The sequence below is a fragment of the Stenotrophomonas sp. LGBM10 genome (genome assembly GCF_046736075.1).
Taxonomy (GTDB): Bacteria; Pseudomonadota; Gammaproteobacteria; order Xanthomonadales; family Xanthomonadaceae; genus Stenotrophomonas.
In genome coordinates, this window is sequence record NZ_CP177163.1 from 390,255 (window position 1) to 416,152 (window position 25,898).

Annotated in this window: 25 protein-coding genes; 13 read left to right on the plus strand and 12 right to left on the minus strand. The window is 69.2% G+C overall.

The window, feature by feature from the left end:
- Window positions 1-78: 78 nt before the first annotated feature.
- Both ACLB90_RS01730 and ACLB90_RS01735 read left to right on the plus strand, forming a co-directional pair.
- Entirely contained in the window at window positions 79-714 is a 636-nt protein-coding gene (locus ACLB90_RS01730; RefSeq protein ID WP_411851335.1) for a TonB family protein, read from the plus strand.
- A gap of 137 nt (window positions 715-851) precedes the next feature.
- Complete coding sequence (locus tag ACLB90_RS01735) at window positions 852-1,427, plus strand: energy transducer TonB (RefSeq protein WP_411851336.1); 576 nt, start codon at window positions 852-854, stop codon at window positions 1,425-1,427.
- An 84-nt stretch (window positions 1,428-1,511) separates the two neighbouring features.
- Here the strand turns inward: ACLB90_RS01735 and aroA are convergent, their stop codons facing one another.
- From aroA to ACLB90_RS01755, 4 genes are all read right to left on the minus strand, one after another.
- Complete coding sequence (gene aroA, locus ACLB90_RS01740) at window positions 1,512-2,825, minus strand: 3-phosphoshikimate 1-carboxyvinyltransferase (protein ID WP_411851337.1); 1,314 nt, start codon at window positions 2,823-2,825, stop codon at window positions 1,512-1,514.
- Between the two features lie 116 nt (window positions 2,826-2,941).
- Window positions 2,942-4,144 carry a prephenate dehydratase gene (gene pheA / locus ACLB90_RS01745; protein WP_411851338.1) on the minus strand — a complete coding sequence of 401 codons (1,203 nt, stop codon included), beginning with the start codon at window positions 4,142-4,144 and terminating at the stop codon, window positions 2,942-2,944.
- A 53-nt stretch (window positions 4,145-4,197) separates the two neighbouring features.
- Window positions 4,198-5,283 carry a 3-phosphoserine/phosphohydroxythreonine transaminase gene (gene serC / locus ACLB90_RS01750; protein WP_411851339.1) on the minus strand — a complete coding sequence of 362 codons (1,086 nt, stop codon included), beginning with the start codon at window positions 5,281-5,283 and terminating at the stop codon, window positions 4,198-4,200.
- A 96-nt stretch (window positions 5,284-5,379) separates the two neighbouring features.
- Entirely contained in the window at window positions 5,380-6,180 is an 801-nt protein-coding gene (locus ACLB90_RS01755; protein ID WP_411851340.1) for an FHA domain-containing protein, read from the minus strand.
- Between the two features lie 121 nt (window positions 6,181-6,301).
- Here ACLB90_RS01755 and ACLB90_RS01760 point away from each other — a divergent pair, with 121 nt between their 5' ends.
- The 3 genes from ACLB90_RS01760 to ACLB90_RS01770 all read left to right on the plus strand — a co-directional run bounded on the left by ACLB90_RS01760 (window position 6,302) and on the right by ACLB90_RS01770 (window position 8,372).
- Window positions 6,302-6,577 (plus strand): polyhydroxyalkanoic acid system family protein, encoded by a 276-nt coding sequence (locus tag ACLB90_RS01760; RefSeq protein ID WP_411851341.1) that lies wholly within the window; start codon window positions 6,302-6,304, stop codon window positions 6,575-6,577.
- Window positions 6,578-6,655: 78 nt separating this feature from the next.
- Window positions 6,656-7,150, plus strand: coding sequence for a phasin family protein (locus ACLB90_RS01765; RefSeq protein WP_411851342.1), 495 nt, complete (start codon window positions 6,656-6,658; stop codon window positions 7,148-7,150).
- A 199-nt stretch (window positions 7,151-7,349) separates the two neighbouring features.
- Window positions 7,350-8,372, plus strand: a complete 1,023-nt coding sequence (locus ACLB90_RS01770) for a restriction endonuclease (protein ID WP_411851343.1) — start codon at window positions 7,350-7,352, stop codon at window positions 8,370-8,372.
- A 39-nt stretch (window positions 8,373-8,411) separates the two neighbouring features.
- Here ACLB90_RS01770 and hutC read toward each other — a convergent pair whose 3' ends face one another.
- Window positions 8,412-9,140 carry a histidine utilization repressor gene (hutC, locus tag ACLB90_RS01775; protein ID WP_411851344.1) on the minus strand — a complete coding sequence of 243 codons (729 nt, stop codon included), beginning with the start codon at window positions 9,138-9,140 and terminating at the stop codon, window positions 8,412-8,414.
- Window positions 9,141-9,170: 30 nt separating this feature from the next.
- A complete protein-coding gene (locus ACLB90_RS01780) occupies window positions 9,171-10,550 on the minus strand; it encodes a formimidoylglutamate deiminase (protein WP_411851345.1) in 1,380 nt (459 codons plus the stop codon).
- Between the two features lie 63 nt (window positions 10,551-10,613).
- On the opposite strand from ACLB90_RS01780, the gene hutI reads away from it, so the two are divergent.
- From hutI to ACLB90_RS01805, 5 genes are all read left to right on the plus strand, one after another.
- Window positions 10,614-11,819 (plus strand): imidazolonepropionase, encoded by a 1,206-nt coding sequence (gene hutI / locus ACLB90_RS01785; protein WP_411851346.1) that lies wholly within the window; start codon window positions 10,614-10,616, stop codon window positions 11,817-11,819.
- A 23-nt stretch (window positions 11,820-11,842) separates the two neighbouring features.
- Window positions 11,843-13,384: a histidine ammonia-lyase gene (hutH, locus tag ACLB90_RS01790; protein ID WP_411851347.1), complete on the plus strand. Its 1,542-nt coding sequence runs from the start codon at window positions 11,843-11,845 to the stop codon at window positions 13,382-13,384.
- Complete coding sequence (hutG, locus tag ACLB90_RS01795; RefSeq protein WP_411851348.1) at window positions 13,381-14,235, plus strand: N-formylglutamate deformylase; 855 nt, start codon at window positions 13,381-13,383, stop codon at window positions 14,233-14,235. Before hutH ends, hutG begins: the two co-directional genes overlap by 4 nt.
- The gene (gene hutU / locus ACLB90_RS01800; protein WP_411851349.1) at window positions 14,232-15,896 is read left to right on the plus strand and encodes a urocanate hydratase; all 1,665 of its coding nucleotides are present in this window, start codon (window positions 14,232-14,234) and stop codon (window positions 15,894-15,896) included. The genes hutG and hutU overlap by 4 nt, the downstream gene beginning before the upstream one ends.
- A 258-nt stretch (window positions 15,897-16,154) precedes the next feature.
- Window positions 16,155-18,263: a TonB-dependent receptor family protein gene (locus ACLB90_RS01805; RefSeq protein ID WP_411851350.1), complete on the plus strand. Its 2,109-nt coding sequence runs from the start codon at window positions 16,155-16,157 to the stop codon at window positions 18,261-18,263.
- A gap of 70 nt (window positions 18,264-18,333) precedes the next feature.
- Here the strand turns inward: ACLB90_RS01805 and ACLB90_RS01810 are convergent, their stop codons facing one another.
- Entirely contained in the window at window positions 18,334-18,717 is a 384-nt protein-coding gene (locus ACLB90_RS01810; protein WP_411851351.1) for a hypothetical protein, read from the minus strand.
- A gap of 112 nt (window positions 18,718-18,829) precedes the next feature.
- Here ACLB90_RS01810 and ACLB90_RS01815 point away from each other — a divergent pair, with 112 nt between their 5' ends.
- Both ACLB90_RS01815 and ACLB90_RS01820 read left to right on the plus strand, forming a co-directional pair.
- The gene (locus ACLB90_RS01815; RefSeq protein WP_411851352.1) at window positions 18,830-19,831 is read left to right on the plus strand and encodes a hypothetical protein; all 1,002 of its coding nucleotides are present in this window, start codon (window positions 18,830-18,832) and stop codon (window positions 19,829-19,831) included.
- 93 nt (window positions 19,832-19,924) lie between these two features.
- A complete protein-coding gene (locus tag ACLB90_RS01820; RefSeq protein WP_411851353.1) occupies window positions 19,925-20,461 on the plus strand; it encodes a hypothetical protein in 537 nt (178 codons plus the stop codon).
- Here ACLB90_RS01820 and ACLB90_RS01825 read toward each other — a convergent pair.
- Window positions 20,437-21,204: a cyclic nucleotide-binding domain-containing protein gene (locus ACLB90_RS01825; protein ID WP_411851354.1), complete on the minus strand. Its 768-nt coding sequence runs from the start codon at window positions 21,202-21,204 to the stop codon at window positions 20,437-20,439. The genes ACLB90_RS01820 and ACLB90_RS01825 overlap by 25 nt on opposite strands.
- 405 nt (window positions 21,205-21,609) lie before the next feature.
- Here ACLB90_RS01825 and ACLB90_RS01830 point away from each other — a divergent pair, with 405 nt between their 5' ends.
- The gene (locus ACLB90_RS01830; protein ID WP_411851355.1) at window positions 21,610-21,894 is read left to right on the plus strand and encodes a hypothetical protein; all 285 of its coding nucleotides are present in this window, start codon (window positions 21,610-21,612) and stop codon (window positions 21,892-21,894) included.
- A gap of 109 nt (window positions 21,895-22,003) precedes the next feature.
- Here the strand turns inward: ACLB90_RS01830 and ACLB90_RS01835 are convergent, their stop codons facing one another.
- Genes ACLB90_RS01835 through ACLB90_RS01850 form a run of 4 tightly spaced genes read right to left on the minus strand, consistent with a single transcriptional unit; the run spans window position 22,004 to window position 25,834 of the window.
- Complete coding sequence (locus ACLB90_RS01835) at window positions 22,004-22,630, minus strand: SCO family protein (RefSeq protein ID WP_411851356.1); 627 nt, start codon at window positions 22,628-22,630, stop codon at window positions 22,004-22,006.
- Between the two features lies 1 nt (window position 22,631).
- Entirely contained in the window at window positions 22,632-23,777 is a 1,146-nt protein-coding gene (locus ACLB90_RS01840; protein WP_411851357.1) for a hypothetical protein, read from the minus strand.
- Window positions 23,777-25,366: a multicopper oxidase family protein gene (locus ACLB90_RS01845; protein ID WP_411851358.1), complete on the minus strand. Its 1,590-nt coding sequence runs from the start codon at window positions 25,364-25,366 to the stop codon at window positions 23,777-23,779. Before ACLB90_RS01845 ends, ACLB90_RS01840 begins: the two co-directional genes overlap by 1 nt.
- Window positions 25,367-25,405: 39 nt before the next feature.
- A complete protein-coding gene (locus ACLB90_RS01850; RefSeq protein WP_411851359.1) occupies window positions 25,406-25,834 on the minus strand; it encodes a hypothetical protein in 429 nt (142 codons plus the stop codon).
- Between the last annotated feature and the right edge of the window lie 64 nt (window positions 25,835-25,898).

A 25,898-nucleotide genomic window follows, 5' to 3' on the forward strand; every position in this document is an offset into this window, starting at 1 on the left:
CTGCCGCCCCACGCGCCCATGACACGCGCCAGTCAGCGGGTCCGTGGCAGAATCGGGGGGTTCACAACGGTATGGCTCATGTCCGCTTCCCGCTCTTCGTCTGGCAAGAACATCACCTTCCACCTGCCCCGCCGCAGCCTGATGATCGCCGGCATCGCCTTTGGCGTCGGCCTGCTGTTGTTCCTGGTGGTGTGGCTGAGCAGTCGCAACGACGACTTCTACAAGGCCGGCCCCGCGCAGACGCCGCAGCAGGTAGCCGACGTGGAGCCGCTGCCCGAACCCCTGCCCGCGGCGGCCGGCTCCAGCGACATGCCCGACGCCAAGGCGCCGCCGGCGGGCGAAGATGTGCCGCAGCTGGTGGAAACCGCACCGCCCCCGCCGCCGCCTGCCGCACCAGTGGCCCCGGCCCCGGACGCCGCCCCCGTGGCGATGGCGGCCGGCGACCGCCCGATGCCCATCGCCGATCAGTCGCCGCCGCCGAGCTATCCGCCGGGTGCGCTGCGCCGTGGTGAGAGCGGCAGCGTGGTGGTGCGCGTTGACGTGGATGCGACCGGCGCGCCGGTGGATGTCACCATCATCCAGCGCAGCGGTTCACGCGATCTTGATCGCGCCGCCACCGATGCCGTGCGCCGCTGGCGCTTCCAGCCCGCGCAGAGCAACGGCCAGCCGGTGCCGGGCAGCATCGAAGTGCCGTTCGACTTCAAACCGGAATGACGCGGCCCCGGTTGCATAACGGCTCAGCAAGCTGAACCCCGTCGGCAATGCAGTCGCCGCGTTGACGTTGCGGTGACACATCCGCAACCGGGCACGGGCAAGACTGCGGGTGTCGCAACGACACTCAGGAGCCCGATATGAGCGTTACCCATCCGGAAATGCATGCTTCGCCGCAGCAGCAGCGCGACGTCATCGATGAACCCGGCCGCCGGCGTACGTCGCCGTGGCTGTGGATGGCCTTGATCGTGGCGATGTTCGCCGCTGCACTGGTCTGGCTGCGCTACGCCGCGCCGGGCGAGACTGCGGCGCCGCCGATCGGCGAGCGCATGTTGCCCGCCACCGAGACACCGGTCGCGACCACGCCGCCGGCCCAGCGCCAGGCCGCCCCGGCCAACGCCACGCAGCAGCGCAAGCCGGCCGCAGCGGTGCGCAACCGTGATGCCCGCCCGCTGGCAAGCAACGCCAAGCCGGTGTATCCGCGTACCGCCCTGCGCAGCGGCGTGGAAGGCAGCGTGGTGGCCAGCCTCAACGTGGATACGCGCGGCCAGGTGACCGACGCCAATATCGTGCAGCGCAGCGGCACCCGTGATCGCGATCTGGACCGTGCGGTGCTGGGGACCGTGCGCGACTGGAAGTTCGAGCCGGCCATGCACAACGGCCGTGCCGTGGCCAGCGTGGTCCGCGTGCCGGTGGATTTCCGCACCGAGCGCTGATGCACCCGGTGGTGTGCAACGAAAAGGGAGGCCATTGGCCTCCCTTTTTCGTGGGGCAAGAACAGCCGCGCCTGCGTCGCCGGATCAGCCCTGCCGAAGCCTGAAGCCGGCGCCGGTGGCCAGTCCGTCGAAGTCCGGGAAGGACGTGGCGACGTTGGCGATGTCGTTGACGCGCACGTCGCCACTGCTGAGCTGGCCGGCGATGGCGAAGGCCATCGCGATGCGGTGGTCGCCGTGGCTTTCGATGGTGCCACTGCCCAGCGTGGCACCGCCGTGGATGGTGGCGCCGTCCTCGGTTTCGTCCACCTGCACGCCCAGCGTGCGCAGGCCGGTGGCCATCGCGGCGAGGCGGTCGGATTCCTTCACCCGCAGCTCGGCGGCGCCGCGCACCACGGTGTTGCCCTGCGCGGCGGCGGCGGCGACGAACAGCGCCGGGAACTCATCGATCATGTCCGGCACCAGCGCTTCGGGAATCTCCGCACCGTGCAGCACGGCGTGGCGCACCACCAGATCGGCCACGGCCTCCCCGCCATGCTCGGCGTGGTTCTCTTCGACGATGTCCGCACCCATCAGTCGCAGCGCGGCGAGCAGGCCGGTGCGGCGCGGGTTGAGGCCGACCGCACGCAGCCGCAGCTCGGAGCCCGGGATGATGCTGGCGGCGACCAGGAAGAAGGCGGCCGAAGAGAAGTCGGCAGGCACGGCGATGTCGGTCGCGCGCAGGCGCTGGCCGCCGCGCAGGCGGGCCTGCCCCGGCGAGAACGCGATGTCCACGCCGAACGCGCGCAGCATGCGCTCGGTGTAGTCGCGGGTCGGGTGCGGCTCGCTCACGGAGGTGTCGCCCTGCGCATACAGGCCGGCCAGCAGCACGGCGGATTTGACCTGGGCACTGGCCACCGGTGAGGCGAAGTCGATGCCGTGCAGTGTCTGGCCACCCTGCACGCGCAGTGGCGGCGTCCCGTCGGCCTCGGTCGCGATCTGCGCGCCCATCTGCGCCAGCGGGCCGGTGACACGGCGCATCGGGCGGCGCGACAGCGATGCATCGCCGACCATCACCGAGTCGAAAGGTTGCGCGGCGAGCACGCCGGCGAGCAGGCGCATGCCGGTGCCGGCATTGCCACAGTCCAGCGGCGCGGTGGGGGCCTGCAGGCCATCCACACCAACACCGTGCACGATGCGCTGCGACGGCGACGGGGTTTCGATGCGCACGCCCATCTGCGCGAAGATCGCGGCGGTGGCGCGGGTGTCTTCGCCTTCCAGGAAACCGTCGATGCGCGAAACGCCGTCGGCCAGCGCGGCGAACATCACCGCGCGATGGGACACGGACTTGTCGCCGGGAATGGTCAGGCTGCCCTGCAGGGGCTGGCCCTTGTGGGCGATCCAGTACGGAGAAGCGGTCATCGTCGATCCTGTGTGGCGGCAGCGCGCACCGGCGCGCTGCGTGGGTCGGGGGAGCAGCCACGGCGTTGCGGAACGCCGGGCCGGTGCGTCGCGCGGTGCGCGGCGACGCGGGTCGATCAGGGCACGGCAACCGGATAGGAGCCCAGCACCTTGATCTGTGCCGAGTGCGCTTCCAGTTCGGCCAGCGCGGCCTGCATCGCCGGGTCGTCGATATGGCCGGCCAAGTCGATGAAGAAGCCGTATTCCCACTTGGCGTTGTGCGACGGGCGCGACTCGATGCGGTTCATGCTGATGCCGTGCCGCGCGAACGGGCTGAGCACATCGAACAGGGCACCGGGCTTGTCGTGGATGAACACCAGCACCGAGGTGCGGTCGTGGCCGGAGGTCGGGAAGATGGTGCGGCCCACCACCAGGAAACGCGTGGTGTTGTCGGCATCGTTCTGGATCGGCTTGGTGACGACTTTCTTCAGGCCGTACACATGCCCGGCACTCTCCCCGCCGATCGCGGCGGCGTCGTCGGCATTGCGGGCGCGGCGGGCGCCTTCGGCATTGCTGGACACCGGAATCTTCTCGGCCTTGGGCAGGTTGGCGCGCAGCCACGAGGAGGTCTGCATGAACGACTGCGGATGGCCGTACACGCGTTCGATGTCGTCCAGCCGGCCGCTGCGCGACATCAGGTACTGCTGCACGCGCAGTTCGACTTCGCCGCAGATTTTCAGGTTGGAGGTGAGGAACATGTCCAGGGTGATCTGGATGGTGCCCTGCCCCGAGTTTTCCACCGGGACCACACCGAAATCGGCGTTGCCGGCTTCCACTTCCTGGAACACTTCCTCGATGCTGGCCAGCGGCAGGCCCAGCGCCGAGCGGCCGAAATGCTTGAGCACGGCCTGCTGGCTGAAGGTGCCTTCCGGGCCGAGGTAGCCGATTTTCAGCGGCTCCTGCTGGGCCAGGCAGGCCGACATGATCTCGCGGAACACGTGGACCAGCACTTCGTCGCTGAGCGGGCCTTCGTTGCGGTCCACCACCATGCGCAGCACCTGCGCTTCGCGCTCGGGGCGGTAGTAATCCACCGCAGCGGCGAGCTTGCCCTTGGCCTTGCCGACCTGGTGGGCGAACTGGGCGCGCTCGGCGATCAGCGCCTGGATGCTGCGGTCGATATGGTCGATCTTGGCGCGCACGTCCGAGAGGACCGGCGCAGGCAGCGCGGCATCGGTCCTGGCGCTGGGCGCGGGCTTGGCCTGCTTTGCCTGTTTGGCCGGCTTGGTCGATGCAGGCGTGGCGGCAGCCTTGGCAGTGGGCGTTGCGGGTTGTTTGGCCATCAGGGATTCCAGGTGCAGTGGGGCGGCAGGCGCCCCGGTTGAAACGTAAGGATTCAGCCGTGGCGCTGCTGGAAATCGGCCATGAAACCGGCCAGCGCGCGGGCGCCCTCGACCGGCATGGCGTTGTACAGCGAGGCACGGATGCCGCCGACCGCCTTGTGGCCCTTCAGCGCCAGCAGGCCGGCAGCCTTGGACTCACTGACAAAGCGCGCGTTGAGCGTGTCGTCGGGCAGGAAGAACGGAATGTTCATGCGCGAGCGCGCCGCCGGTACCACCGCGTTGCGGTAGAAGCCGCCGGAGGCATCGATGGCGCCATACACCAGCGCGGCCTTGGCGGCGTTGCGGCGGGCGAATTCCTCCACCCCGCCTTCGGCCAGCATCCACTGGAACACCAGCCCGGCCAGGTACCAGTTCCAGGTCGGCGGGGTGTTGAGCATCGAATCGCGCGCCACGTGCGAGCGGTAATCGAAGATGTCCGCGCGCGGCTGGCCGCTGCGTTCGAGCAGGTCGCGGCGCACGATCACCACCGACACACCGACCGGGCCGAGGTTCTTCTGCGCACCGGCATAGATCACGCCATACCGGCTCACGTCCAGCGGCTCGCTGGCGATGGACGAGCTGAAGTCGGCGAACAGCGGCACGTCGCCCACATCCGGGGTATCGCGGAACTCGACGCCGTGGATGGTTTCGTTGGCGGTGATGTGGACGTAGGCGGCGTCGTTGGACAACCGCCAGCTGTCGCGCGCCGGGATGTCGTGGAAGCCGCTGGCCTCGCTGCTGGCGGCAACATTGACGTGCACGTACGGGGCAACCTGCTTGATCGCGGTCTTGCCCCAGTGCCCGGTGACCACGTAATCCACGGTCTGCCCCGGGCTGGCGAAATTCAGCGCGAGCAGGGCCTGCTGGGTGGTGGCGCCACCGGCCAGGAACAGCACGGCGTAATCGTCGGGAATGCCGATCAGGCGGCGCAGGTCGGCGTCGGCCTGCGCGGCCACGGCCATGAACTCAGGCCCCCGGTGGCTCATCTCGACGATGGAGGCGCCGGCGCCGTTCCATTCCAACATCTCCGCCTGCGCCTGGCGCAGGACCGATTCCGGCAGGGTTGCGGGGCCGGCACTGAAATTGAACGCGCGCGTCATGTCACACCTATGGGGCAAGACCCCTAGTATGCCGCAGCGCACCAGGCTTTAGGCCTTGCCGCACAAGGCGAATTTGGTTGCAAACGAATCTATCGCTCAGCGCGCGCCGAACCAGAGCAGCCCGCTGATCGCGCCGGCCAGCAGCACCGCACTGGCCAGCAGCCACGGCCAGCGCTGCACGCGCGGCCGCGTGGTGGCGACATCGGCGTCGGCCGGGGCGTCGAGGGGTTCGTCCTCCTCCGCCTCCACCGCCCGCCGGCGGCCGTCGTGCGGCACTTCCAGCACAAACCGGTGCTGGGCATCGAACACCAGCTGGTCGCCGGGCTGCAACCAGCAGTGCCGCACGCCGATGCCATTGACCCGGGTGGATTCGCCGGCACCGAGATCGCGCAGCAGCAGGCGCTCGCCGTGGCGTTCCAGGCGCGCGTGCTGCTCGGCGAAGGCCGGGTCGTCGATGACGATGTCGGCCTCGACACCGCTGCCGATCACGCGCGGCCGGTCCAGGGTGAAACTGCGCCCGTGGTGCTGCCCGCCCACGCCACGCAGCAGACGCGGGTCGTCGCCGCCTTCGTCGCTGCGCGCCGGCGCCTGGGCAAGTGCTTCGCACTCGCCCTGCACCACCATTTCCACGCCATCGGCATAGACCGCATCGCCGGGCCGCAGCAGCGCCATGCGCCGCACCGGGCGGCCGTTGACGTGGATGCCACGGATGCCGGTGGCGACCTGCAGCCACAGGCCCCGGTCGTCCAGGCAGAACTGGGCCAGCAGCAGCGTGCCGGGGCTGTCGTCGGCCAGCCGCACGGTGCCCGAGGCATGGCGCACGATGCGATGCACCCCGGGCCGCAGGGGCTGGTCGGGATGTTGGCGATGGGTGAAGTGGACTCGCAGGTTCTGCACGCGGCGAAAGCCTAGCAGGTTGACTGTCAGGGAAGAAGAAGTGTGACGCAGACCTTGGAGTTGTGGCGCAGGATGCGCACAATGCACCCCCTTTCCCCGCCACGGTCCGCCAGGAGCCCCCATGTCCAGCATCGATATCCGCCACGCACATTCCCTTCCCGTCGACGGCGCACGCCAGGCGATCGAGGATGTGGCGGCCAAGCTCGCCGAGCGCTTCGGGCTGCAGTCCAACTGGCTGGGTGACGTACTGAACTTCTCCGGCTCGGGCGTGGATGGCGCGATCGAACTGCTGCCTGGCCAAGTGCACGTCACCGCCAAGCTGGGTTTCCTGCTCTCGGCGATGAAGGGCATGGTCGAAGGCGAGATCCAGCGCGTGCTCAAAGAAAAGCTCGGCTGAACCGCCTGCGCGCCATCACCCCGCCGCAACGGTCGGGGTGATTACGATCCCAGGGAGTCCACCCAACGGGATCGCAGCATGAATGCACACGACGAATTCGACGAGCGCAGCCCCGGCGAGAAGCCCTCGCTGCAGGACCAGGCCGAACGCTTCTCGCGCCGGCTGACCGATTCGGCCCAGCAGGTCTGGCTGGCCGGGCTGGGCGCGTTCGGGCGGGCACAGGCCGAAGGCAGCCGCGTGTTCGACACGCTGGTCAAGGAAGGCGAGACCATCGAAGCCCGCAACCGCGAGCAGGCCGGCGACACCCCGCGCTGGCGCGACAGCGTGGAAGAACACCTGGGCGATGCCCGCGAGAAGGCAACCGGCACCTGGGACAAGGTCGAGAAGGCCTTCGACGAGCGCGTGCAGGGCGTGCTCAAGCGCCTGCACATTCCCACCGCCGACGACGTGGCCGCACTCAATGCCCGCATAGATGCCCTGACCGCACGTGTGAACCGGGCCGAGAGCCGCAACGCGTCCCCCAATGCGGACCCGTCACCGGGCAGCCATCAGTCCCCGGGATCGCCTCCCTGATCCACCGCCACATCGATTGTTGCAAAGCAGCAGAACTTTGTTGACAATCCGGATGAACCCGCCAATCGCTTCTTCGCCGTTTGTTCCCTCCCCTCACGGCTACGGATTGGCGGGTTTTTTGTGCCTTACATCACACCGCACAGCGGGGTAGGCACATATAAACTGTTGATCGTTCTTCCCTGTTCAGATCACGCATCGAATGTTCTCCTGGATTCTGGCCCTGCTGCTGGCCCTCATTGTCTGGTTCATGGCGACGGCCTACCTGTGGCTGGTCAAGCGGCGGCGAAAGGAGACCCAGCTCGGGCTGAACGCGCTGGCCGGGATGCATTGGCGGGATTTTTCCGAGATCGTGCGCCGGGCCATGCGCGAGCAGCGCGGCCTGAAGGATGTGCCCGGCGAGGCCGACGACAGCCGTGAGCCCCGCAGCGACTTCATGATGGACGACGGCCAGCACCGCTGGCTGGTGTCGTGCAAGCACGGCCGCGCCTACCGGATCGGCACCGCCGCGGTGAACGAACTGGGCGCCGCCGCGCGCCTGGCCGGCGCCCGCGGCGGCATCCTGATCACCGAAGGCCGAGTGGAGCGCGATGGTCGCCTGGCCGCCGACAAGCAGGGTGTGGAAGTGCTGGATGGCCGCCTGCTGTGGCCGCTGCTCAAGCCCTACCTGCCCGGCGACATGGAAGCGCGGGTGCAGACCGGCGCGCGCCGCGAGGCGATCCGCCGGATTTCGATCGCCGCGCTGGGCTCGCTGACCCTGGGTCTGCTGGTGGGCATGGGCTACCTGACCTCGCGCCTGGAAAACAGCGCCGCCGTTGCTGCGCCGGTGGCGACCCCGGCCCCCGCGCCTGCAGCGGTTGCAGCGCCGGTTGGCTCGCCCGCACCCGCACCGACCGCCACCACACCCGCCGCACCGGCTGCGCTGCCGGCACCTGCACCCAGCGCGGTGGCGCCGGAGATGGAGGCGAACCCGGATGCCGCCACGCTGGACCGCTACCAGCAGGCGCTGTCGCGCGCCCTCGCCGGTCAGCCCGGCGTGGCCAGCGGCATCTGGTTGACGCGCCAGACCCTGGCCATCAACCGCACCGGCGAAATCGACCAGGTGTGGCCGCTGATCTGTGCTGAAGTGACCCGCTACCCGGCGCTGCGCACCGTGCGCATCCAGCTCAACCCGCGCCCCGGTGTGGACGAGCCGGTGCGCTGGCGCCAGTGCGCCACGCTCTGACGCACCGCAGGATGATCGGTGGCCGCGCCGTGCGTCGCCTCAGCGCGCGCCCGGTGAGAACCGCGCGACCAGGTCCCAGGCGTCGCCCAGGAACATCTGCCGCACGCAGGTGATCGGCTGCTCGCCGCGCCAGGTCAGGCGGTCGATCACCAGGCACGCCGTACCGGGTTTGACCTCCAGCAGCGCGGCCGCGGCATCGTCGGCGCCCCACGCACTGATGCGGTGCTGCGCGCGGGTCCATGACACGTTCTGCAGCAGCCAGCTGCCCGGCGCGGTGGTGCCGAAATCCACCTCCAGCACCTCGGGCACACCGACCGGACTGATCAGGCGGTGTTCCAGCGCAAACGGCCGGCCATCGGCGCGGTGCAGGCAGCGGATCGCCAGCAGCTTCTCGCCCCCGGCCAGCGCCACCTCTTCCTCGGCCTGGGCGCGCGGGGCGCGGTAGGCGCGCTCCAGCAGCTGGTAGCCGTATACGTGGCCACGCGCACCGACCGCCATTGCGATATCGGGAATCTCCAGCGCCACCTGTTCCAGGTGCGGCGGTTGCCGCGCCACGAACGAACCGGCGCGGCGGCGGCGCTCGATCATGCCGCTCTCGGCCAGTGCGGTGAGCACCTTGTTCACGGTCATCCGCGAGCAGCCGTACTGCTCCATGAGCTCGTGCTCATAGGGAATGCGGAACCCGGGCGGCCACGTCCCACTGAGGATGCGGCTCTCCAGATCGGCGCGGATGCGCTGGTTGAGGGTGGGTGCTTTCTTGCCCGTCACGCGGGATTCCTGGGAGGGCACGGCCGGCGGTCAGCCGGCCTGCAGAACGGTACGAAGGGCGTTGGCGAAGCGGGCGGCCACAGCATCGCGCTGCAGATGGCGGCCCTCGCGGACCAGCTGGCGCCCCTGGCGCCACACCGAACGCACCGCACCATTACGTGCGGCGAACACCCAGCTGTCAAGCAACGCATCGCCGTCGCGCGCGATCAGGGCCGGGTGCGCCGGGTCCAGTTCCACCACGTCGGCCGGTGCACCGACCTGCAACCCCGTCGCCACGCCCAGTGCCTGCCCGGCGCCGCGCAGCGACTGCTCGAACAACCAGCGCCCGCTGGACTGGCCGTCGCCGGGGGCCAGCACGTTGCGCCCACGCACGTGCAGACGCTGCCCGTATTCGAGCAGGCGCAGCTCATCGGCCGCATCGATCAGCACGTTGGAATCCGAGCCCACACCGAAACGGCCGCCGGCGCGGACGAAATCCTGCATCGGGAACAGGCCATCGCCCAGGTTGGCCTCGGTGATCGGGCACAGCCCGACCACGGCCCCGCTGGCCGCCATCCGCTGCACTTCGTCGGCGTCCACGTGGGTGGCGTGCACCAGGCACCAGCGCGCGTCCACCGGGGCATGCTCGTACAGCCAGCGCACCGGGCGCAGGCCGCTCCAGGCCACGCACGCATCGACCTCGCGGGTCTGCTCGGCAATATGGATGTGCACCGGCCCGGTGGTAAGCGGCAGCAGCGCGGCCAGCTCGTCGCCGGTGACTGCGCGCAGGCTGTGCGGGGCGATACCGAGAACCGCATCGTCACTGCCGCGCAGCGCGTGCGCGCAGCCCTGCAGCAGGTCGGCAAAGCCATCCACATCGTGGATCAGCCGTCGCTGCGCCGGGTTGGGCGGCGCGCCGCCGAAATCGGCATGCGCGTAGAACACCGGCAACAGGGTCAGGCCGATGCCGCTGCCGTGTGCCGCCGCCGCGATGCGCGCGGCCATCTCGGCGCGGTCCGCGTAGGGCGTGCCATCGGCGGCGTGGTGCAGGTAGTGGAACTCGCCCACGCGGGTGAAGCCCGATTCGAGCATTTCCACGTAGGCCTGTTCGGCGATGGCCTGCACCGCGTCCGGCTGCAGGTGCGCCAGGAAGCGGTACATCAGCTCGCGCCAGCTCCAGAAGCTGTCGCCGCTGTTGCCGCCGATCTCGGTCAGGCCGGCCATGCCACGCTGGAACGCGTGGCTGTGCAGGTTGCCCAGCCCCGGCAGGGCGATGGCCAGCGTGGTGTCGCCGGGCTGCACCGGCACGCCGGGGGTTACCTCAACCAGCCGGCCGCCCTGGCAGGCAATGCGCACATCGCGCGCCCAGCCACTGGGCAGCAGCGCGTGGGAGGCGTGGAAAACAAGCAGCGGAGCGGTGTTGGCTGGCATCACTGGACATCCCGGAAGAGGCGCCTATATTGTATAGACATATACACCGATGTGGTTGCTGCCATGCACTGTGACACCCTCTGGTACCACGCCCACCTGATCACCGTCGACGGCGACGGCGACGGCCTGGGCGTGATCGAGAACGGCGTGATCGCCGCCACCGACGGCCGCATCGTGCACGTCGGCCCGGCCGGCTCCGAGGCGCACCTGCAGCCGGCCGAGCGCATCGACTGCGGCGGCCGCTGGATCAGCCCGGGGCTGATCGACTGCCATACCCACCTGGTCTACGCGGGCAACCGCGCGGGCGAGTTCGAACAGCGCCTGCAGGGGGTGAGCTATGCCGACATCGCGCGCGCCGGGGGTGGCATCGTGTCCACCGTGCGCGCCACCCGCGCCGCCAGCGAGGCCGACCTGATCGCCGCCAGCCTGCCGCGTCTGGACGCGATGCTGGCCGAAGGCATCACCACGCTGGAGATCAAATCCGGCTACGGCCTCACCCTCGCCGATGAATCCAAGCAGTTGCGCGTGGCGCGCACGCTGGGCCAGCTGCGCGCGGTCGAGATCGTGCCGACCTTCCTCGGCGCCCACGCCATTCCACCGGGAAACACCGCGCAGGCGTACATCGACGAAGTGTGCGAGGTGATGATTCCCGCGGTGGCGGCCGAGGGCCTGGCCGAAGCGGTGGACGTGTTCTGCGAAAACATCGCCTTCAGCGCCGCACAGGCCGAGCAGGTGTTCGTGGCCGCCCGGCACCACGGGCTGGCGATCAAGATCCACGCCGAGCAGCTCAGCAACCAGCACGGCGCCGCGCTGGCGGCCCGCCACGGCGCGCTGTCGGCCGACCACATCGAACACCTCGACGCCGATGGCATCGCCGCGATGGCCACCGCCGGCACCGTGGCCGTGCTGCTGCCGGGCGCGTTCTACTTCACCCGCGACACTACCCTGCCCCCGATTGCCGCCCTGCGCGCGGCCGGGGTGCCGCTGGCGCTGGCCACCGACTCCAACCCGGGCACCTCGCCACTGACCAGCCCGCTGCTGGCGATGAACATGGCCGCCACGCTGTTCCGCATGACCGTGGCGGAGTGCATCGTCGGCTTCACCCGCGACGCCGCGCGCGCCCTCGGCCGCGCCGACCGCATCGGCCGCCTGGCGGTTGGCCTGGACTGCAATCTGGCCCTGTGGGACATCGAGGCACCTGCCGACCTGGTGTACCGCATGGGCTTCAACCCGCTGCACGCACGCGTGATGCGCGGCGTATCCGTCTGACTTCTGTGATGTCTGGAGATTTCATGAGCACTACCCTGACCCTGCACCCCGGCGCCGTGACGCTGGCGCAATGGCGCGCGATCCACGACGGGGCGCGGGTGCGCCTGGACCCAGCCTCCGCCGAGGCGGTGCTGCACAGCGCGCAGACCGTGGCGGCGATCGTGGCCAAGGGCGAGCCGGTGTACGGCATCAACACCGGCTTCGGCAAACTGGCCAGCGTGCGCATCGAGCGCGACGACCTGGAAACCCTGCAGCGCAACATCGTGCTCTCGCACGCGGCGGGCGTCGGCGAACCGATGCCCGCGCCCGTGGTGCGGCTGATGATGGCACTGAAGCTGACCAGCCTGGCCCAGGGCGCGTCGGGCATCCGCCCGCAGACCCTGGCGCTGCTCGAAGCGTTCCTGCAGCACGACATCGTGCCGGTGATTCCCTGCCAGGGCTCGGTAGGCGCCTCCGGCGACCTGGCACCGCTGTCGCACCTGGCCAGCGTGATGATCGGCGTCGGCGAAGCCTTCGTCGCCGGCGAGCGCCTGCCGGCGGCCGATGCGCTCGCCCGCCTTGGTCTGGCGCCGCTGGTGCTGGGCGCCAAGGAAGGCCTGGCCCTGCTCAACGGCACCCAGTACTCCACCGCGTATGCGCTGGCCGGCCTGTTCGCGATCACCACCGTGTTCCAGGCGGCGCTGGTGACCGGCGCGCTGTCGGTGGAAGCGGCCAAGGGCTCGGACACCCCGTTCGATCCGCGCATCCACACCCTGCGCGGGCAGCGCGGGCAGATCGCCACGGCCGCCGCGCTGCGTACCCTGATGCAGGGCTCGGCGATCCGCGAATCGCACCGCGACAACGATGTGCGCGTGCAGGACCCGTACTGCCTGCGTTGCCAGCCGCAGGTGATGGGCGCGGCCTTCGATGTGATGCGCCAGGCCGCCACCACCCTGGCGATCGAAGCCAACGGCGTGTCCGACAACCCGCTGGTGTTCACCGATACCGGCGAGGCGCTGTCCGGCGGCAACTTCCACGCCGAGCCGGTGGCCTTCGCCGCCGACATGCTGGCGATGGCGGTGTGCGAGATCGGCTCGATCAGCGAGCGCCGCACCGCGATGCTGGTCGATCCGGCGCTGTCGGGCCTGCCCGCCTTCCTCACCCCCAAGCCCGGCCTCAACTCGGGCTTCATGATTCCGCAGGTCACCGCCGCCGCGCTGGTCTCGGAAAACAAGCAGCGCGCCTACCCGGCCAGCGTCGATTCGATTCCGACCTCGGCCAACCAGGAAGACCACGTGTCGATGGCCGCGCACGGCGCCCGCCGCCTGCTGGCGATGGCCGAGAACGCGGCCAACGTCGTCGGCATCGAGCTGCTGGCCGCCGCGCAGGGGTGCGACTTCCACGCCCCGCTGCGCTCCAGCGCCGCGCTGGAAGGCGTGCGCGCGCGCCTGCGTGCGCAGGTGCCGACCCTGCAGGACGACCGCTACTTCCACCCGGACATGGTGGCCGCCACCACGCTGGTGCGCAGTGGCGCGCTGGCCGAGGGCCTGGCCGACGTGCTGCCGCAGGTGGAGCCGCTGGCATGAACACCCGGCCCGACTGGCTGCAGGTGCATGAAGGCGACGCACCGCTGATTGTCAGCTTCCCGCACACCGGCACCGACCTGCCCGACGACCTGGCCAGCCGCTTCGTCTCGCCGTGGCTGGCACGCCGCGATGCCGACTGGTGGGTACACACGCTGTACGAGTTCGCGCGCGGCATGGGCGCCACCACCGTGCGCTCGGCGATCTCGCGCTCGGTGATCGATCTCAACCGCGATCCCAGCGGCGTGTCGCTGTACCCGGGGCAGAACACCACCGGGCTGTGCCCGCTGACCACCTTCGACAACCAGCCGCTGTACCTGCCCGGCATGGCGCCGGACGAGGCCGACATCGCGCGCCGCCGCGACACGTATTTCGCGCCGTACCACGACGCCCTCACCGCACAGATCGCACGGCTGCGCCAGCGCCACGGCACCGTGGTGGTCTACGACGCGCACTCGATCCGCTCGCACATCCCGCACCTGTTCGATGGCGAGCTGCCGCAGTTCAACCTCGGCACCGCCGGCCCGTCCGGCGCGCCGGATACGTCCTGCGACAACGCGCTCAGCGACGTGGTGGAGAACCTGTGCCGGATCAGCGGCATGCCGCAGGTGCGCAATGGCCGCTTCAAGGGCGGCTGGATCACCCGCCGCTACAGCGACATCCCTGGCGGCGTACACAGCCTGCAGATGGAACTGGCCTGCCGTGGCTACATGCACGAGCCGGCCGCGGACCAGCTGGACGACCACAGCTGGCCCACCCCGCTCGACCCCGATCACGCCGCACCGCTGCGCCGCACCCTGGCGCAGGTGCTTACCGCCTGCATTGACTTCGCGACCAACCGGAGCGCCGCATGACCCGCAACGACCCGTCCCGCACCATCACCGCGCCCACCGGCACCACCCTCACCGCGAAAAGCTGGCTGACCGAAGCGCCGCTGCGCATGCTGATGAACAACCTGCACCCGGACGTCGCCGAGCGCCCGCAGGAGCTGGTGGTGTACGGCGGCATCGGCCGCGCCGCACGCGACTGGGAGAGTTTCGACGCCATCGTCGACACGCTCACGCGCCTGGACGACGACCAGACCCTGCTGGTGCAGTCCGGCAAGCCGGTGGGCGTGTTCCGCACCCACGTCGATGCGCCGCGCGTGCTGATCGCCAACTCCAACCTGGTGCCGCGCTGGGCCAACTGGGACCACTTCAACGAGCTCGATAAAAAGGGTCTGGCCATGTACGGCCAGATGACGGCCGGCAGCTGGATCTACATCGGTGCGCAGGGCATCGTGCAGGGCACCTACGAAACCTTCGTGGAAATGGGCCGCCAGCACTACAACGGCAGCCTGGCCGGCAAGTGGCTGTTCACCGGTGGGCTGGGCGGCATGGGCGGCGCACAGCCACTCGCCGCGGTGATGGCCGGTGCCTCCTGCCTGGCGGTGGAATGCCGCAGGAGCAGCATCGAAATGCGCCTGCGCACCGGCTACCTGGACACCTGGACCGACAACCTGGATGAGGCGCTGCGCCTGATCGAGGAATCGTGCACCGCGAAAAAGCCGCTGTCGGTCGGCCTGCTGGGCAACGTCGCCGACGTGCTGGATGAACTGCTCGTGCGCGGGGTCAAGCCGGACCTGCTGACCGACCAGACCTCCGCACACGACCCGGTCAACGGCTACCTGCCGCAGGACTGGACCGTGGAGGAATGGGACGACAAGCGCGTGAGCGCGCCCAAGACCGTGGAAAAGGCCGCGCGCGCGTCGATGGCCAACCACATCCGCGCCATGCTGGCCTTCCACGCGCTGGGCGTGCCGACCGTGGACTACGGCAACAACCTGCGCCAGATGGCGCTGGAAGAAGGCGTCGAGGATGCGTTCGACTTCCCCGGTTTCGTGCCCGCCTACATCCGCCCGCTGTTCTGCCGCGGCATCGGCCCGTTCCGCTGGGCCGCGCTGAGCGGCGACCCGGAAGACATCGCCAAGACCGATGCCAAGGTCAAGGAGCTGATTCCGGACAATCCGCACCTGCACCGCTGGCTGGACATGGCCGCCGAGAAGATCAAGTTCCAGGGCCTGCCGGCGCGCATCTGCTGGGTTGGCCTGGGCGACCGCGACCGGTTGGGCCTGGCCTTCAACGAGATGGTCGCCAACGGCGAACTGAAGGCCCCGGTGGTGATCGGCCGCGATCATCTGGACAGCGGCAGCGTCGCCTCGCCGAACCGCGAAACCGAAGCGATGCGCGATGGCTCCGATGCGGTGTCCGACTGGCCGCTGCTCAACGCCCTGCTCAACACCGCCAGCGGTGCCACCTGGGTGTCGCTGCACCACGGCGGGGGCGTGGGCATGGGCTTCTCGCAGCACGCCGGCATGGTGATCGTCTGCGACGGTACCGAGGCGGCCGCCAAGCGCATCGCACGGGTACTGTGGAACGACCCGGCCACCGGCGTGATGCGCCACGCCGATGCGGGGTATGAGATTGCGCTGGACTGCGCGAAGGAGAAGGGGCTGGATCTGCCTGGGATTCTCTGACGGCGCGTGCGGACCAGCGGTCCGCACCTACCGGGCAGAATCGGCCGTGCGGGTCAGCGGTCCGTACCCGCCTGGGTGATCGCGCGTGCGGACCAACGGTCCGCACCTACCGGGGGAAGCGTCCGTGCGGGTCAGCAGGCCTTATCCGCTTGGGGAGATGACGTTTTCCGTCGACCCTGTTAACTTGCGCACCCCATTCGCAGTTGACAGGGTTGCGCGCTCGCGCGCGGCCGGTCGCTACCACCAGATCGCGCACGCATGACTGTTTTCCCCCGCCCCACCCCGTCCCTGCTCGCCACCGCCCTGCTCGCCAGCCTTGCTGCCAGCGCGGCCCATGCCGCCCCGCAGGCCACCACACTGGACGCGGTCAACGTCACCGCCGCCAGCGAGACCGACCAGGCCCGCGCCGCGCTCAAGCGCGTTCCCGGCGCCGGCAACGTCATCGACGTGGCCAACGCCGACCGCCGCCTCGCAAGCAGCGCCGATGTGCTGGCCTACCAGCCCGGCATCAGCGCCCAGTCGCCGGGCAACGAAGGCACCAAGGTTTCCATCCGTGGCTCGGGCATCAACCGCGGCCCCGGTGCGCATGCCTCCGGCATCGCAGTCTCGCTCGACGGCCTGCCGCTGACCGGCCCGGGCGGTACCCCGTACGAACTGCTGGAACCGCTGTGGCTGAGCCGCGTCGACGTACTGCGCGGTGCCAACGGCATCGAACGCGGCGCGCTGGCGCTGGGCGGCGCGATCAACTACGTCAGCCGCAGCGGCCGCGATTCGGCCGGGCTGGACCTGCAGTACGACGCCGGCAGCCGCGGGTACCAGAAACGCAGCGTGGGGTACGGCGGGGTCAGCGGCGCAGTCGACTACTACCTGGCCTACACCGATACCGAATTCGACGGCTACCAGCGCCACGCCAGTGGCGACGGCAAGGGCGCGATGGCCAACCTCGGCTGGCAGATCACCCCAACCCTGGAAACGCGCTTCTTCGTGCGTTACCGCGAGACCAATCACGAAACGCCGGGGCGCCTCACCCGCGACCAGATCCGCAACGATCCCCGCGCGGCCAACCCGGCCAACCTCGCCATCGACGCGCGCCGCCCGCAGCCGGGCAGCACCTGGATCGGCAACATGACCACCTGGCAGATCGACGAGGTCTCCTCGCTGCAGGCCGGGCTGGCATACCACCATTACCCGATGGACTTGAACGAAAGTCTGTACCGCCAGCAGCTGGACTACACCAACCTCAATGCCACGCTCGACTACCGGCAGCAGCACACGCTGCTCGGGCATGACAGCGTGACCACGCTCGGCCTGCGCGTGACCCACGACCTGGATGCCGACGTGCGCGAGACCCTGCGTTTTGCCAACAACGGCTACCCCGCCGGCACCCACACCCGCGACTTCTCCCATCACGGCACCAACAGCACGCTGCATGTGGGCAACGACACGGCGCTCAGCGACACGCTGCGCGTGCAGACCGGGCTGGCCGTGATAAACACGCGCCACGATGTGCAGGTCACCTGGCCCAGCACGCCGGAACGGCTGTCGGGCAGCGACTGGGACTACGCCCCGCGACTGGGCTTCACCTGGCAGCAGACGCCTGCCACTCAGTGGTTCGGCAACCTCAGCCGGTCGGTGGAGCCTGCGCATCCGTGGTCGATGATCTGGGGCTCCAACCAGTATTTCGGGCCGGGCAACGGCGCCTCCACCGGCCGCCAGCGCGCCCCGCTGCCGCTGGACAACCAGACGGCGACCACGCTGGAGCTGGGCGCGCGCGGCGAAAGCGCTCTCGGCCGATGGGAGCTCACCGGCTACTACGCGCACGTGCTGCACGAACTGCTGAGCGTGGAAGTGCAGCCGGTGCCGAACCTGTTCGTGGCCGAGAACAACGCCAGCCCCACCGTGCACCGCGGCATCGAAGCCGCGCTGGACAGCACGCTGTGGCACGGCAACGACGGAACGCTGTCGCTGCGCCAGGCCTACACCTTCAGCGATTTCCGCTACCGCCATGACGCCCGCTTCGGCGACAACCGCCTGCCGGGCCTGCCGCGCCATTACTACCAGGCCGAACTGCGCTACGCACATCCCACCGGCTTCTATGCTGCGCTGAACACCGAGTACGCCTCGCGGATGTTCGTGGACTACGCCAACACCTTCAGCGCCGACAGCCACCTCATCTTCGGCAGCCGCGTGGGCTTCGATGCGCCCAGCGGCCGCTGGCAGGCCTGGGCCGAACTGCGCAACCTCACCGACCGCCACTACGCCGCTACCGTCACGCCCGGCTACAACGACGCCGGCAAGGACGTGGCGCGCTCCACGCCTGGCGACGGACGCGGCGTGTATGCCGGGCTGCGCTGGCGCTTCGACTGAGTGCGGCGTGGATCACCCGCGGCGGATCGCCTGCGGCGCACTGCGCGCCGCACCCGCCCGCCGCTGCCGGTCAGATGGCCGCGTTGACCGCCATCATCGGCAGGTACAGCGCGAAGATGGTGACGGGCGCGGCGATGAACACAGTGCAGATGCCGATCAGGCCGATCAGCAGATACCAGCCCGGTTTGCGTGGACCGAAGGCCCACATCGCGCCCAGCACCAGCGGGGCCAGCCACACCAGTGGCGCGCCGCTGGCAAACACCCGCGTGACCAGGGGCGGGACAACGCCGATCGACTGGAACGCCTCCGAAAACGTCGGATAGACCCAGGCGCGGATCACGGTGACGGCCACAGCCGTCACTGTTGCACTGGCGGTTCCCAATAGCGCCCAGACCATGCCGGCCAGGGCGATCGAGGGGCGGATGCGGGGGACGTCGGGCGGTTCAGGGCGCATGGCAGCGGATGTTAGAAGAGCAGCCGCGTGCCAACAAGCACCCCGCCGCCTGCAGCGCGCGCGCGGCATGCGACACTCGCCGCTCCGTTCGACATTGCCGGCAAGGACGCACGTGATCGTTCCCGAATACTGGGCCGAAGCCCGCCTGCAGCTCAAACAGCAGCGCCGCAGCATCACCGTGACCCGCATGGGCTGGTCCGACGACAACGAGGCCGCGGCGCAGGCCCATGCCGAAGTGCGCGCCCGCGAGGCGCTCGCGGCGATCCTGGCCGGCAACGACCTCCCCCGGCAGGAGCGACGCACCGCCTATGGGCTGGAAGGCGTACCGATCCGCGAGCAGATCGTGTCGCGCCACGGCGATGTGGTGGTGACCCGCAACAGCTATGGCGCCCTGTGCCTGAACACTCCGGACGTGCTGTTCGGGGATGTGGATTTTGAATCCCCACCCGGCGGGTTCGCGCTGAAGTTGAAGGTTGCCGTGCTGCTCTGGGCGGGCGTGGCGATGGCCGTGGGTATCGCGTGGCAGGGGGTACCCGGCCTTGGGCGGGCCATTCCCGCAGTGGTGCTGGCCACGCTGGTCGTGATCGCCGCCAATGCCGTGGCCGCGGCCATCAAGCGCCGCGCGTTCGCCAACACGGGCGGCGTGGAGGCGCGGGCGATGGCGCGGGTGGAGGCGTTCGCCCGGCAGCACCCGGACTGGAACCTGCGCGTGTACCGCACGCCAGCCGGGCTGCGCGTGCTGGCGATGCATGCCACGTTCCTGCCGGATGACCCGGCGGTTGGCGCGTTCTTCGGCGCGTTGCGCGGCGATCCGCTGTATACGCGGATGTGTGCGCTGCAACGCTGCTTCCGTGCGCGCCTGACGCCCAAACCGTGGCGGATCGGCATCGCCCGCCACGTGCGTCCGTCGTCGGCGGCGTGGACGCCGGCACAGGCGCAGCTGCCCGACCGCTTGGCCTGGATCGCCGAGTACGAGCGCCGTGCGGCGGCATTCGCTGCCTGCCGTTACCTGCGCACGCTTGGCGAAGGCAACCGCACCGATGCCCGGGCCGAAGCGGTGCGCGACCTGCACGACCGCCTCACCCGCGCCGAGGCGACGCTGCCGCTGGCCTGAGCCGGACGCGGCATTTCCGTGGCCGTCTTGACCTGGATCAACCCGCGCCGCGTTGGCCCTACTACGCTGGAGCTTCCCACCGGAGCGTCGCGCATGGACATCCTCATCGGGCTGTTGCCCTTCCTGCTTTTCGCGGTGGTGGAACGTGTCGCCGGCGTCGCGGCAGGGCTCAGCGCCGCGGCGCTGGCAGCACTGGCACTGTGCCTGCGCGACTGGACCGGCCCGCGGCGTCACTGCGGCCTGCTGGAGCTGATCTCGCTGCTGCTGTTCGGCGGGATGGCGGTGTACGCGGGCGTCTACGCACCGGCCTGGTCGGTGATGGGCGTGCGCATCGTGGTGGATGTGGCACTGCTGCTGGTGATGCTGGCCTCGATGCTGATCGGGCGGCCGTTCACTCTGGGCTACGCCAAGCCCGACACCGACGCGGCGAAGTGGCTGTCGCCGCGTTTCATCCGCAGCCACTACGTGGTCTCCGGCGTGTGGACGGCCGCCCTGGCGGCCGTGGTGCTCGCAGACGCCGCGATCCTGGTGTGGCCGCGCGCCGCGCTGGCCGGCGTCGTGGTGATCATCATGGCCCTGCTGGCGGCAAGCCGCGTGACCACGCGCTACGCTGCTTCGCTGCGCGCCTGAATCACGTCCTCATCGGCGTGTTTCGGCGGCGCTGCCGCCGCCAGTGCCTGCAGGCGCTCGCGGCCGCGCAGTTCCACATCGCGCCCGTCCACCGCCAGCAGGCCTTCTTCCTGGAACCGGCGGAACAGACGGCTCAGCGTTTCCGGTGCCAGCCGCAGATAACTGGCGATATCCATCCGCGACATGGTCAATTGCCAGCGGCTGGACGAATAGCCGCGTGCCGCCATGCGGTCGGCCATGCCGATCAGGAAGCCGGCCAGGCGCTCGTCGGCCGTGTTGTTGCACGACAGCTGGGTAGCGCGCGCGATGTCGCGGCTCATCAACCGGAACAGCCTGGCCTGCAGCATCGGCGTGCGCGCGGCGAGCGTGGCGATCGCGCGGAACGGCAGCTTGCACAGCGTCACGGTATCCAAGGCAATGGCGTTGCAGGGATAGCGTTCATCGTCGATCGCGCTGAGCCCGATCATGTCGCCGGGCATATGGAATCCGATGGTCTGCTCGCGCCCTTCGCGGTCCACCGAGTAGGTCTTGACCGTGCCAAGGCGGATGACCGCGATGTAGCGGAACGGATCACCCTGGCGGAACAGGACGGTACCGGCATGCAGGGGCGCTGTGTGCTCGATCACGTCCTCCAGTGCATGCAGGCCGGACGGATCAACCGAACCGGGAAAGCACTCCGGCCCCAACTGGCAGGCCTGGCAATGCCGACAGTGCGCCGACGTGGCGCCAAACGCAGTACCCATGATCGTGTCACTCCAGCTCTGGTGCGTTGCCCGGTCACCGGGCACCTGGCAGACGCAACGGCCCGCCGCCTTTCCCCCTCGAACGGATGCTGAAAACAGATGCGTTGAAGCCCCGCCCTGCGTGGAGCGTGATGCGCCCCCCCGATCCGCCTCCGGGTGAGCGCTGGCCGCGTCCTGCGGCGTAGGTCCAACGGGTGGACTACGGCTCCATGTTATTTATCGGAACATCGTTCCGCAATATGGGAAAACCAGTAAATATACTGGTTTCACCCATTCAGGAAGCCAACGCCGTCGAAATGCCGGTCACTTGACCCACGTCAAGCAGCGCCGGGCACGGACGCCCTACTGTCTCCCTGCCGGCCGCCCAGGCGTCACCGGCACCACCCCTTCTTCGGAGCCGTCCCCATGAATCGCTTTCCCCGTTTTGCCCCCCTGGCCCTGCTCGGCGCACTGGCACTCGCCGGCGCGGCCCAGGCGCAGCAGCCCACCGTCAACATCGGTGAGCGCCACGGCAATCTGCGCACCGCGCAGGAACACATCGTGCAGGCCTATCAACTGATCGGCGTCGCCCAGCAGGACAACAACGACCGCCTTGGCGGACATGCCGAGCGGGCGCGCCAACTGCTCATCCAGGCCGATCAGGAACTGCGCGCGGCGGCCACGTCGGCCAACAACAACGGCCGCCCCTGACCATCGCGATCCCCACGTCGCCGCCTGCCCTCCCCCCCGCCGACGCGACCTCTGGCCGCGTCGGCGTTTTTCATCTTGGGCAGGCACAAGGGGCAGCGCGAGCCCGCGCTCAGGGGCGGCTGGCGCTGGATGGCGGCAGGCGCGCCCGGGGCGACGCCCTGCCCAGCGCATCCACGACCTGCGCAGCCACCTGGGCTTCGTCGGCGGTGCGCCCGAAATGATCCAGGTAGCGGCCATTGCGGTCGAGCAGGAACACGAAGGTCGAGTGATCCATCATGTACTGACCCCGTGTGCCGTAAGGCACCTTGCGGTAGTACACGTGGTACGCGTCGGTGATCGCGGTGGTCTGCGCCGGCGTACCGCTCAGGCCCACGACATCGCGCCCGAACAGCGCCACGTATGCCTTCATCTTTGCCGGCGTGTCGCGCGCCGGATCGATGCTGACGAAGACCGGTGTCACCGCCGGTCCTCCCAGCGTCCGCACGCGCCGTGCGATGCGCTCGATGCGCGCCAGGTCGGTGGGACACACGTCCGGGCAGCTGGTGAAGCCGAAGTACAGCAGCACCGGCGTGCCGTGGAAGCTGCGGTCGCTGACCTGCCTGCCGTTCTGATCGGTCAGTGTGAACGGCCCGCCGATGGTCGTCTGCGCCGGTGTCTGCGCCGACAGCGGCTGCATGGACAGCACCACCGCCAGCGCTACCGCCGGCACGCGCGCCTGCCACAAGGTGCGCGGCATGTCAGTGCGCTCCGCTGTAGGACAGGGCCAGTCCCACGAGATTGGCATCCTGCCCGCCCTCGGCCTGGCTGCCGAGCGAGACTGCCACGCTGAGCTGTCCGCTCAGTCGATAGCCCACGCTCAGCTCGTTGAGATAGTCGTGGCGACCCGCACCCGGCGCCCACGGACGCCGTTTGTCGGTTCGCGTGGCGCCGATCACCCAGCGCCCGTAGTCGATGGTGACGGCCGTGGTCAGGTAGCGCGTGTGGTTGCCCGCAATGGCGTTCTCGTTGCGCACATCGGCGTACTCGACCAGCGGCACGACGTCGAGGTAGCGCCCGCGCAACGTGCCATCCAGGTCGGCGCTGCTGTCCGGGGCCCAGATGTAGCGCGCGGATACCACGCGGATCACTTCGTCATCGGCCGGCCCGGTATCCGGCTGCGCCACACCGGCGCGGTTGCGCATGTAGCCGGCCTGCATTTCCAGGAACGGCAGCGCCGGAATGGCATCCCAGTTCACGGTGACCGCATAGGAATCCAGCGCGCCGGTATTGGCCGGCCCACCATCGGAACGCCGGGTACGCGAACCGCCCCGCAGGAACGGCCGGCCCAGCTCGGTGGTGTCGGCGGTGTAGAGATTCACCCCGCCCTGCACCATGCCCACCTTCTGCCCGAACCAACGATAGGCATAGGTGGCCCCAAGCATGCCGCCGAGGTCGTAGGCGGCCACGAAGTCGTTGGTGTACAGGCCCGGCGCCGCATCCATCGCGCGGCCGAACGGCACCTGCAGTTTGCCCACCTGCAGCTGGGTGTGCTGGGTGAGCTTGTAGTAGTTCAGTTCGTTCACCACCAGGCCGAGATCGCCAAACGTGCGCTTCTGGCCATTGGCGGGCGGATCGACCGGATTGAACTCGGTGGACAGGCGGATCTGGTCGTTGGGACTGAACCGCACGTAGAAACTGCTCTGGATGTCCGGATACAGGTCGGTGGTGTTGCGCGGTGCGGATGCGCCGCTGCCTTCGGCACGGCTGAAGTCGTACTGCATGACCGCGTTGTAGTCCATGCCGACGTTGGGATAGTAGCCTTTGTCGGCGTGTGCCTCGCCGGCCAGGCCGCCCAATCCGCCGGCGATGCACAACACCAGGCTGCGCTTGTGGAAGGCGTTCATCAGGGCTCTCCCGCAGGCAGCTGCACCGAGGCCGGCAGGGTGAACTCGCGCCCGCTGTTCTTCAGGTAGGTGCAGGTCTGGTTGTCGCCGTAGATCCCGCCAAGCGGTGCCAGCTTGACCGCCTGCGCGTAGTCCTCCGGCCGCACCACCTGGATGACCTGCATCATTCCGCCGTCCTCGTGCTCCAGGATGTGGCAGTGGTAGACGAACTTGCCCAGCATGACCGGGTCACGGAACGGAATGCGCAGCGTGATCGAACCGCGCGTCGGGATGTACACCGTGTCGCGGTAGCCGCTGAAGGGAACCGGCTTGCCGTTGATCGCCACCACCTGGAAATCGGTCTGGTGGATGTGGAACTGGTGCAGTTCCTGCGACGGGTTGTACAGCCGCCACTCTTCCACATCGCCCAGCTTGACCGTGGTATTGACCCGGCGCGGATCGAAACGCTCGCCATTGATCAGAAACGCATCGCCGTCGGTGGCCGAATCCTGGAAGGCGAACTGGCGCACGTTGGCGACCGCTACCCTGCTCAGGTCCTCAAGCACCGGGTACGGGCTGGTGATGGCACGGGTGGCCACGGCCGCACCGCCTGCGCGCAGCGTTGCGATGCGCGCACCCTTGTACTGGTCGCCGGCAGCCCCGGTGTTGCCGGCGGCCAGTTCGACCGGATGGTCGCCGGCTGCCGGTCCGACGACCAGCACGCTGAACCGTGCCGACGGGCCGATCAGCAGCTCATCGGTTGTGACCCGCTTGTTCACCGTGTTGCCGTCGCGCGAGAGGATCTGCACGTTCTGGCCCGCGATGCGGATGCGGAAATACTGGTTGGCCGAGATGTTCAGCAGATGCCACAGCTGGGTCTCGCCGGGCTGGATGTCGATCACCGGATCGCGTTGTCCGTTGACGGTGCGGATCGACGGCGCGCTGGTCACGATCGCACTGGCCAGCTTGCCGGTGGTGGTCTTCTGGAAATTGCGCAGTACCAGTACGCGTTCCTTTATGCCCTTCAGCTCGGGGAACGGATCGAGGATGCCGTCGACCAGGATCGGCCCTGCGATGCCCGATTCCACCTGGCGCTGCGCACCGCCATGAAAGTGGCTGTGATACCAGTAGGCGCCGGGGCTGTGGTCGGGCGGCAGCTTGAACCGGTACAGCCCGGTCTGGTGCGGCCCCACCTCGCGGAAGATGCTGTCCCCCGAATCCAGCGGCGTGACCGTCATGCCGTGGAAATGCAGGTTGGTCTTTTCGTCCATCCGGTTGTCCAGCGTGATGGCCACGGTTCCGCCGGGCCGGGTGCGGATCAGCGGTGCGTCGTAGTCGCCGTTGAAGACCAGCGCGCGATACGGCTGGTCGCCAACCGACACCGGCGACAACGCCGCACGCAGCGTGCCCCTGCTGACCCCGTCGGCCCCGTAGCGGATCTCGGCAGGCGGCCGCAGCGGTGCCCCTGCGGCATTGCCGGAGGACGGCGCCTGGGCCACGGTGGCTCCGGTCCATAGCAGTGCGCCGGCCAGCACGACGGCATACAGATCGTGGAGGCGGCGGCGCCGACGCGCGCGGTCGGTGGGCGGTACGGGGAGGATGGCGTCCATGAGGTCCCTGCTGGCAGGCGAGGAAACGGAATCGCAGGCTCAGCTGCCGGCGATGGCCCAGGTGATGAAACCGGTGGCGATCGCGCTGATCACCAGCCCGATCAGAAACAGCCAGTCGGCCGTGCGTTCGAGGATCTGGTTGCGCTTGCGGCGTCGCGTGCGCAGCGCCCAGTAGGCGCTCAGGCAGGAGGCCAGGTAGATCAGCGAGTCGATGCTGAGCAGGTCGTCGCCCAGCGTGTCCACATTGCGCAGCACCGTGACCACGTGCAGTACGCCGACCACGGTCATGCACACGCCCAGCATCACCGCCGAGGTGGTGAAGATATGGACGCAGATGTCCTCGTCCAGATTGGCGGCATGGTAGGGGGCGCCCTGCGGCGCACTCGAACGCGGGATCTGCATGGTGGTCTCGATCAACGGATGCTGGTTGGCACGCGCACGGTAGCCACGGGCCGCGCGCGGCCACATGACCTAGATCAAGAGAACGCGAATCGGTGCGGCGGGCGGCCGGGCCGGTGGCCGCCCCGCCCCA

Bases quoted from the DNA above. Each gene is read 5' to 3' on its own strand.
- ACLB90_RS01730 (WP_411851335.1), top strand. From the start codon at position 79: ATGTCCGCTTCCCGCTCTTCGTCTGGCAAGAACATCACCTTCCACCTG.
- ACLB90_RS01735 (WP_411851336.1), top strand. From the start codon at position 852: ATGAGCGTTACCCATCCGGAAATGCATGCTTCGCCGCAGCAGCAGCGC.
- aroA (WP_411851337.1), bottom strand. From the start codon at position 2,825: ATGACCGCTTCTCCGTACTGGATCGCCCACAAGGGCCAGCCCCTGCAG.
- pheA (WP_411851338.1), bottom strand. From the start codon at position 4,144: ATGGCCAAACAACCCGCAACGCCCACTGCCAAGGCTGCCGCCACGCCT.
- serC (WP_411851339.1), bottom strand. From the start codon at position 5,283: ATGACGCGCGCGTTCAATTTCAGTGCCGGCCCCGCAACCCTGCCGGAA.
- ACLB90_RS01760 (WP_411851341.1), top strand. From the start codon at position 6,302: ATGTCCAGCATCGATATCCGCCACGCACATTCCCTTCCCGTCGACGGC.
- ACLB90_RS01765 (WP_411851342.1), top strand. From the start codon at position 6,656: ATGAATGCACACGACGAATTCGACGAGCGCAGCCCCGGCGAGAAGCCC.
- ACLB90_RS01770 (WP_411851343.1), top strand. From the start codon at position 7,350: ATGTTCTCCTGGATTCTGGCCCTGCTGCTGGCCCTCATTGTCTGGTTC.
- ACLB90_RS01780 (WP_411851345.1), bottom strand. From the start codon at position 10,550: ATGCCAGCCAACACCGCTCCGCTGCTTGTTTTCCACGCCTCCCACGCG.
- hutI (WP_411851346.1), top strand. From the start codon at position 10,614: ATGCACTGTGACACCCTCTGGTACCACGCCCACCTGATCACCGTCGAC.
- hutH (WP_411851347.1), top strand. From the start codon at position 11,843: ATGAGCACTACCCTGACCCTGCACCCCGGCGCCGTGACGCTGGCGCAA.
- hutG (WP_411851348.1), top strand. From the start codon at position 13,381: ATGAACACCCGGCCCGACTGGCTGCAGGTGCATGAAGGCGACGCACCG.
- hutU (WP_411851349.1), top strand. From the start codon at position 14,232: ATGACCCGCAACGACCCGTCCCGCACCATCACCGCGCCCACCGGCACC.
- ACLB90_RS01805 (WP_411851350.1), top strand. From the start codon at position 16,155: ATGACTGTTTTCCCCCGCCCCACCCCGTCCCTGCTCGCCACCGCCCTG.
- ACLB90_RS01810 (WP_411851351.1), bottom strand. From the start codon at position 18,717: ATGCGCCCTGAACCGCCCGACGTCCCCCGCATCCGCCCCTCGATCGCC.
- ACLB90_RS01820 (WP_411851353.1), top strand. From the start codon at position 19,925: ATGGACATCCTCATCGGGCTGTTGCCCTTCCTGCTTTTCGCGGTGGTG.
- ACLB90_RS01825 (WP_411851354.1), bottom strand. From the start codon at position 21,204: ATGGGTACTGCGTTTGGCGCCACGTCGGCGCACTGTCGGCATTGCCAG.
- ACLB90_RS01830 (WP_411851355.1), top strand. From the start codon at position 21,610: ATGAATCGCTTTCCCCGTTTTGCCCCCCTGGCCCTGCTCGGCGCACTG.
- ACLB90_RS01835 (WP_411851356.1), bottom strand. From the start codon at position 22,630: ATGCCGCGCACCTTGTGGCAGGCGCGCGTGCCGGCGGTAGCGCTGGCG.
- ACLB90_RS01840 (WP_411851357.1), bottom strand. From the start codon at position 23,777: ATGAACGCCTTCCACAAGCGCAGCCTGGTGTTGTGCATCGCCGGCGGA.
- ACLB90_RS01845 (WP_411851358.1), bottom strand. From the start codon at position 25,366: ATGGACGCCATCCTCCCCGTACCGCCCACCGACCGCGCGCGTCGGCGC.
- ACLB90_RS01850 (WP_411851359.1), bottom strand. From the start codon at position 25,834: ATGTGGCCGCGCGCGGCCCGTGGCTACCGTGCGCGTGCCAACCAGCAT.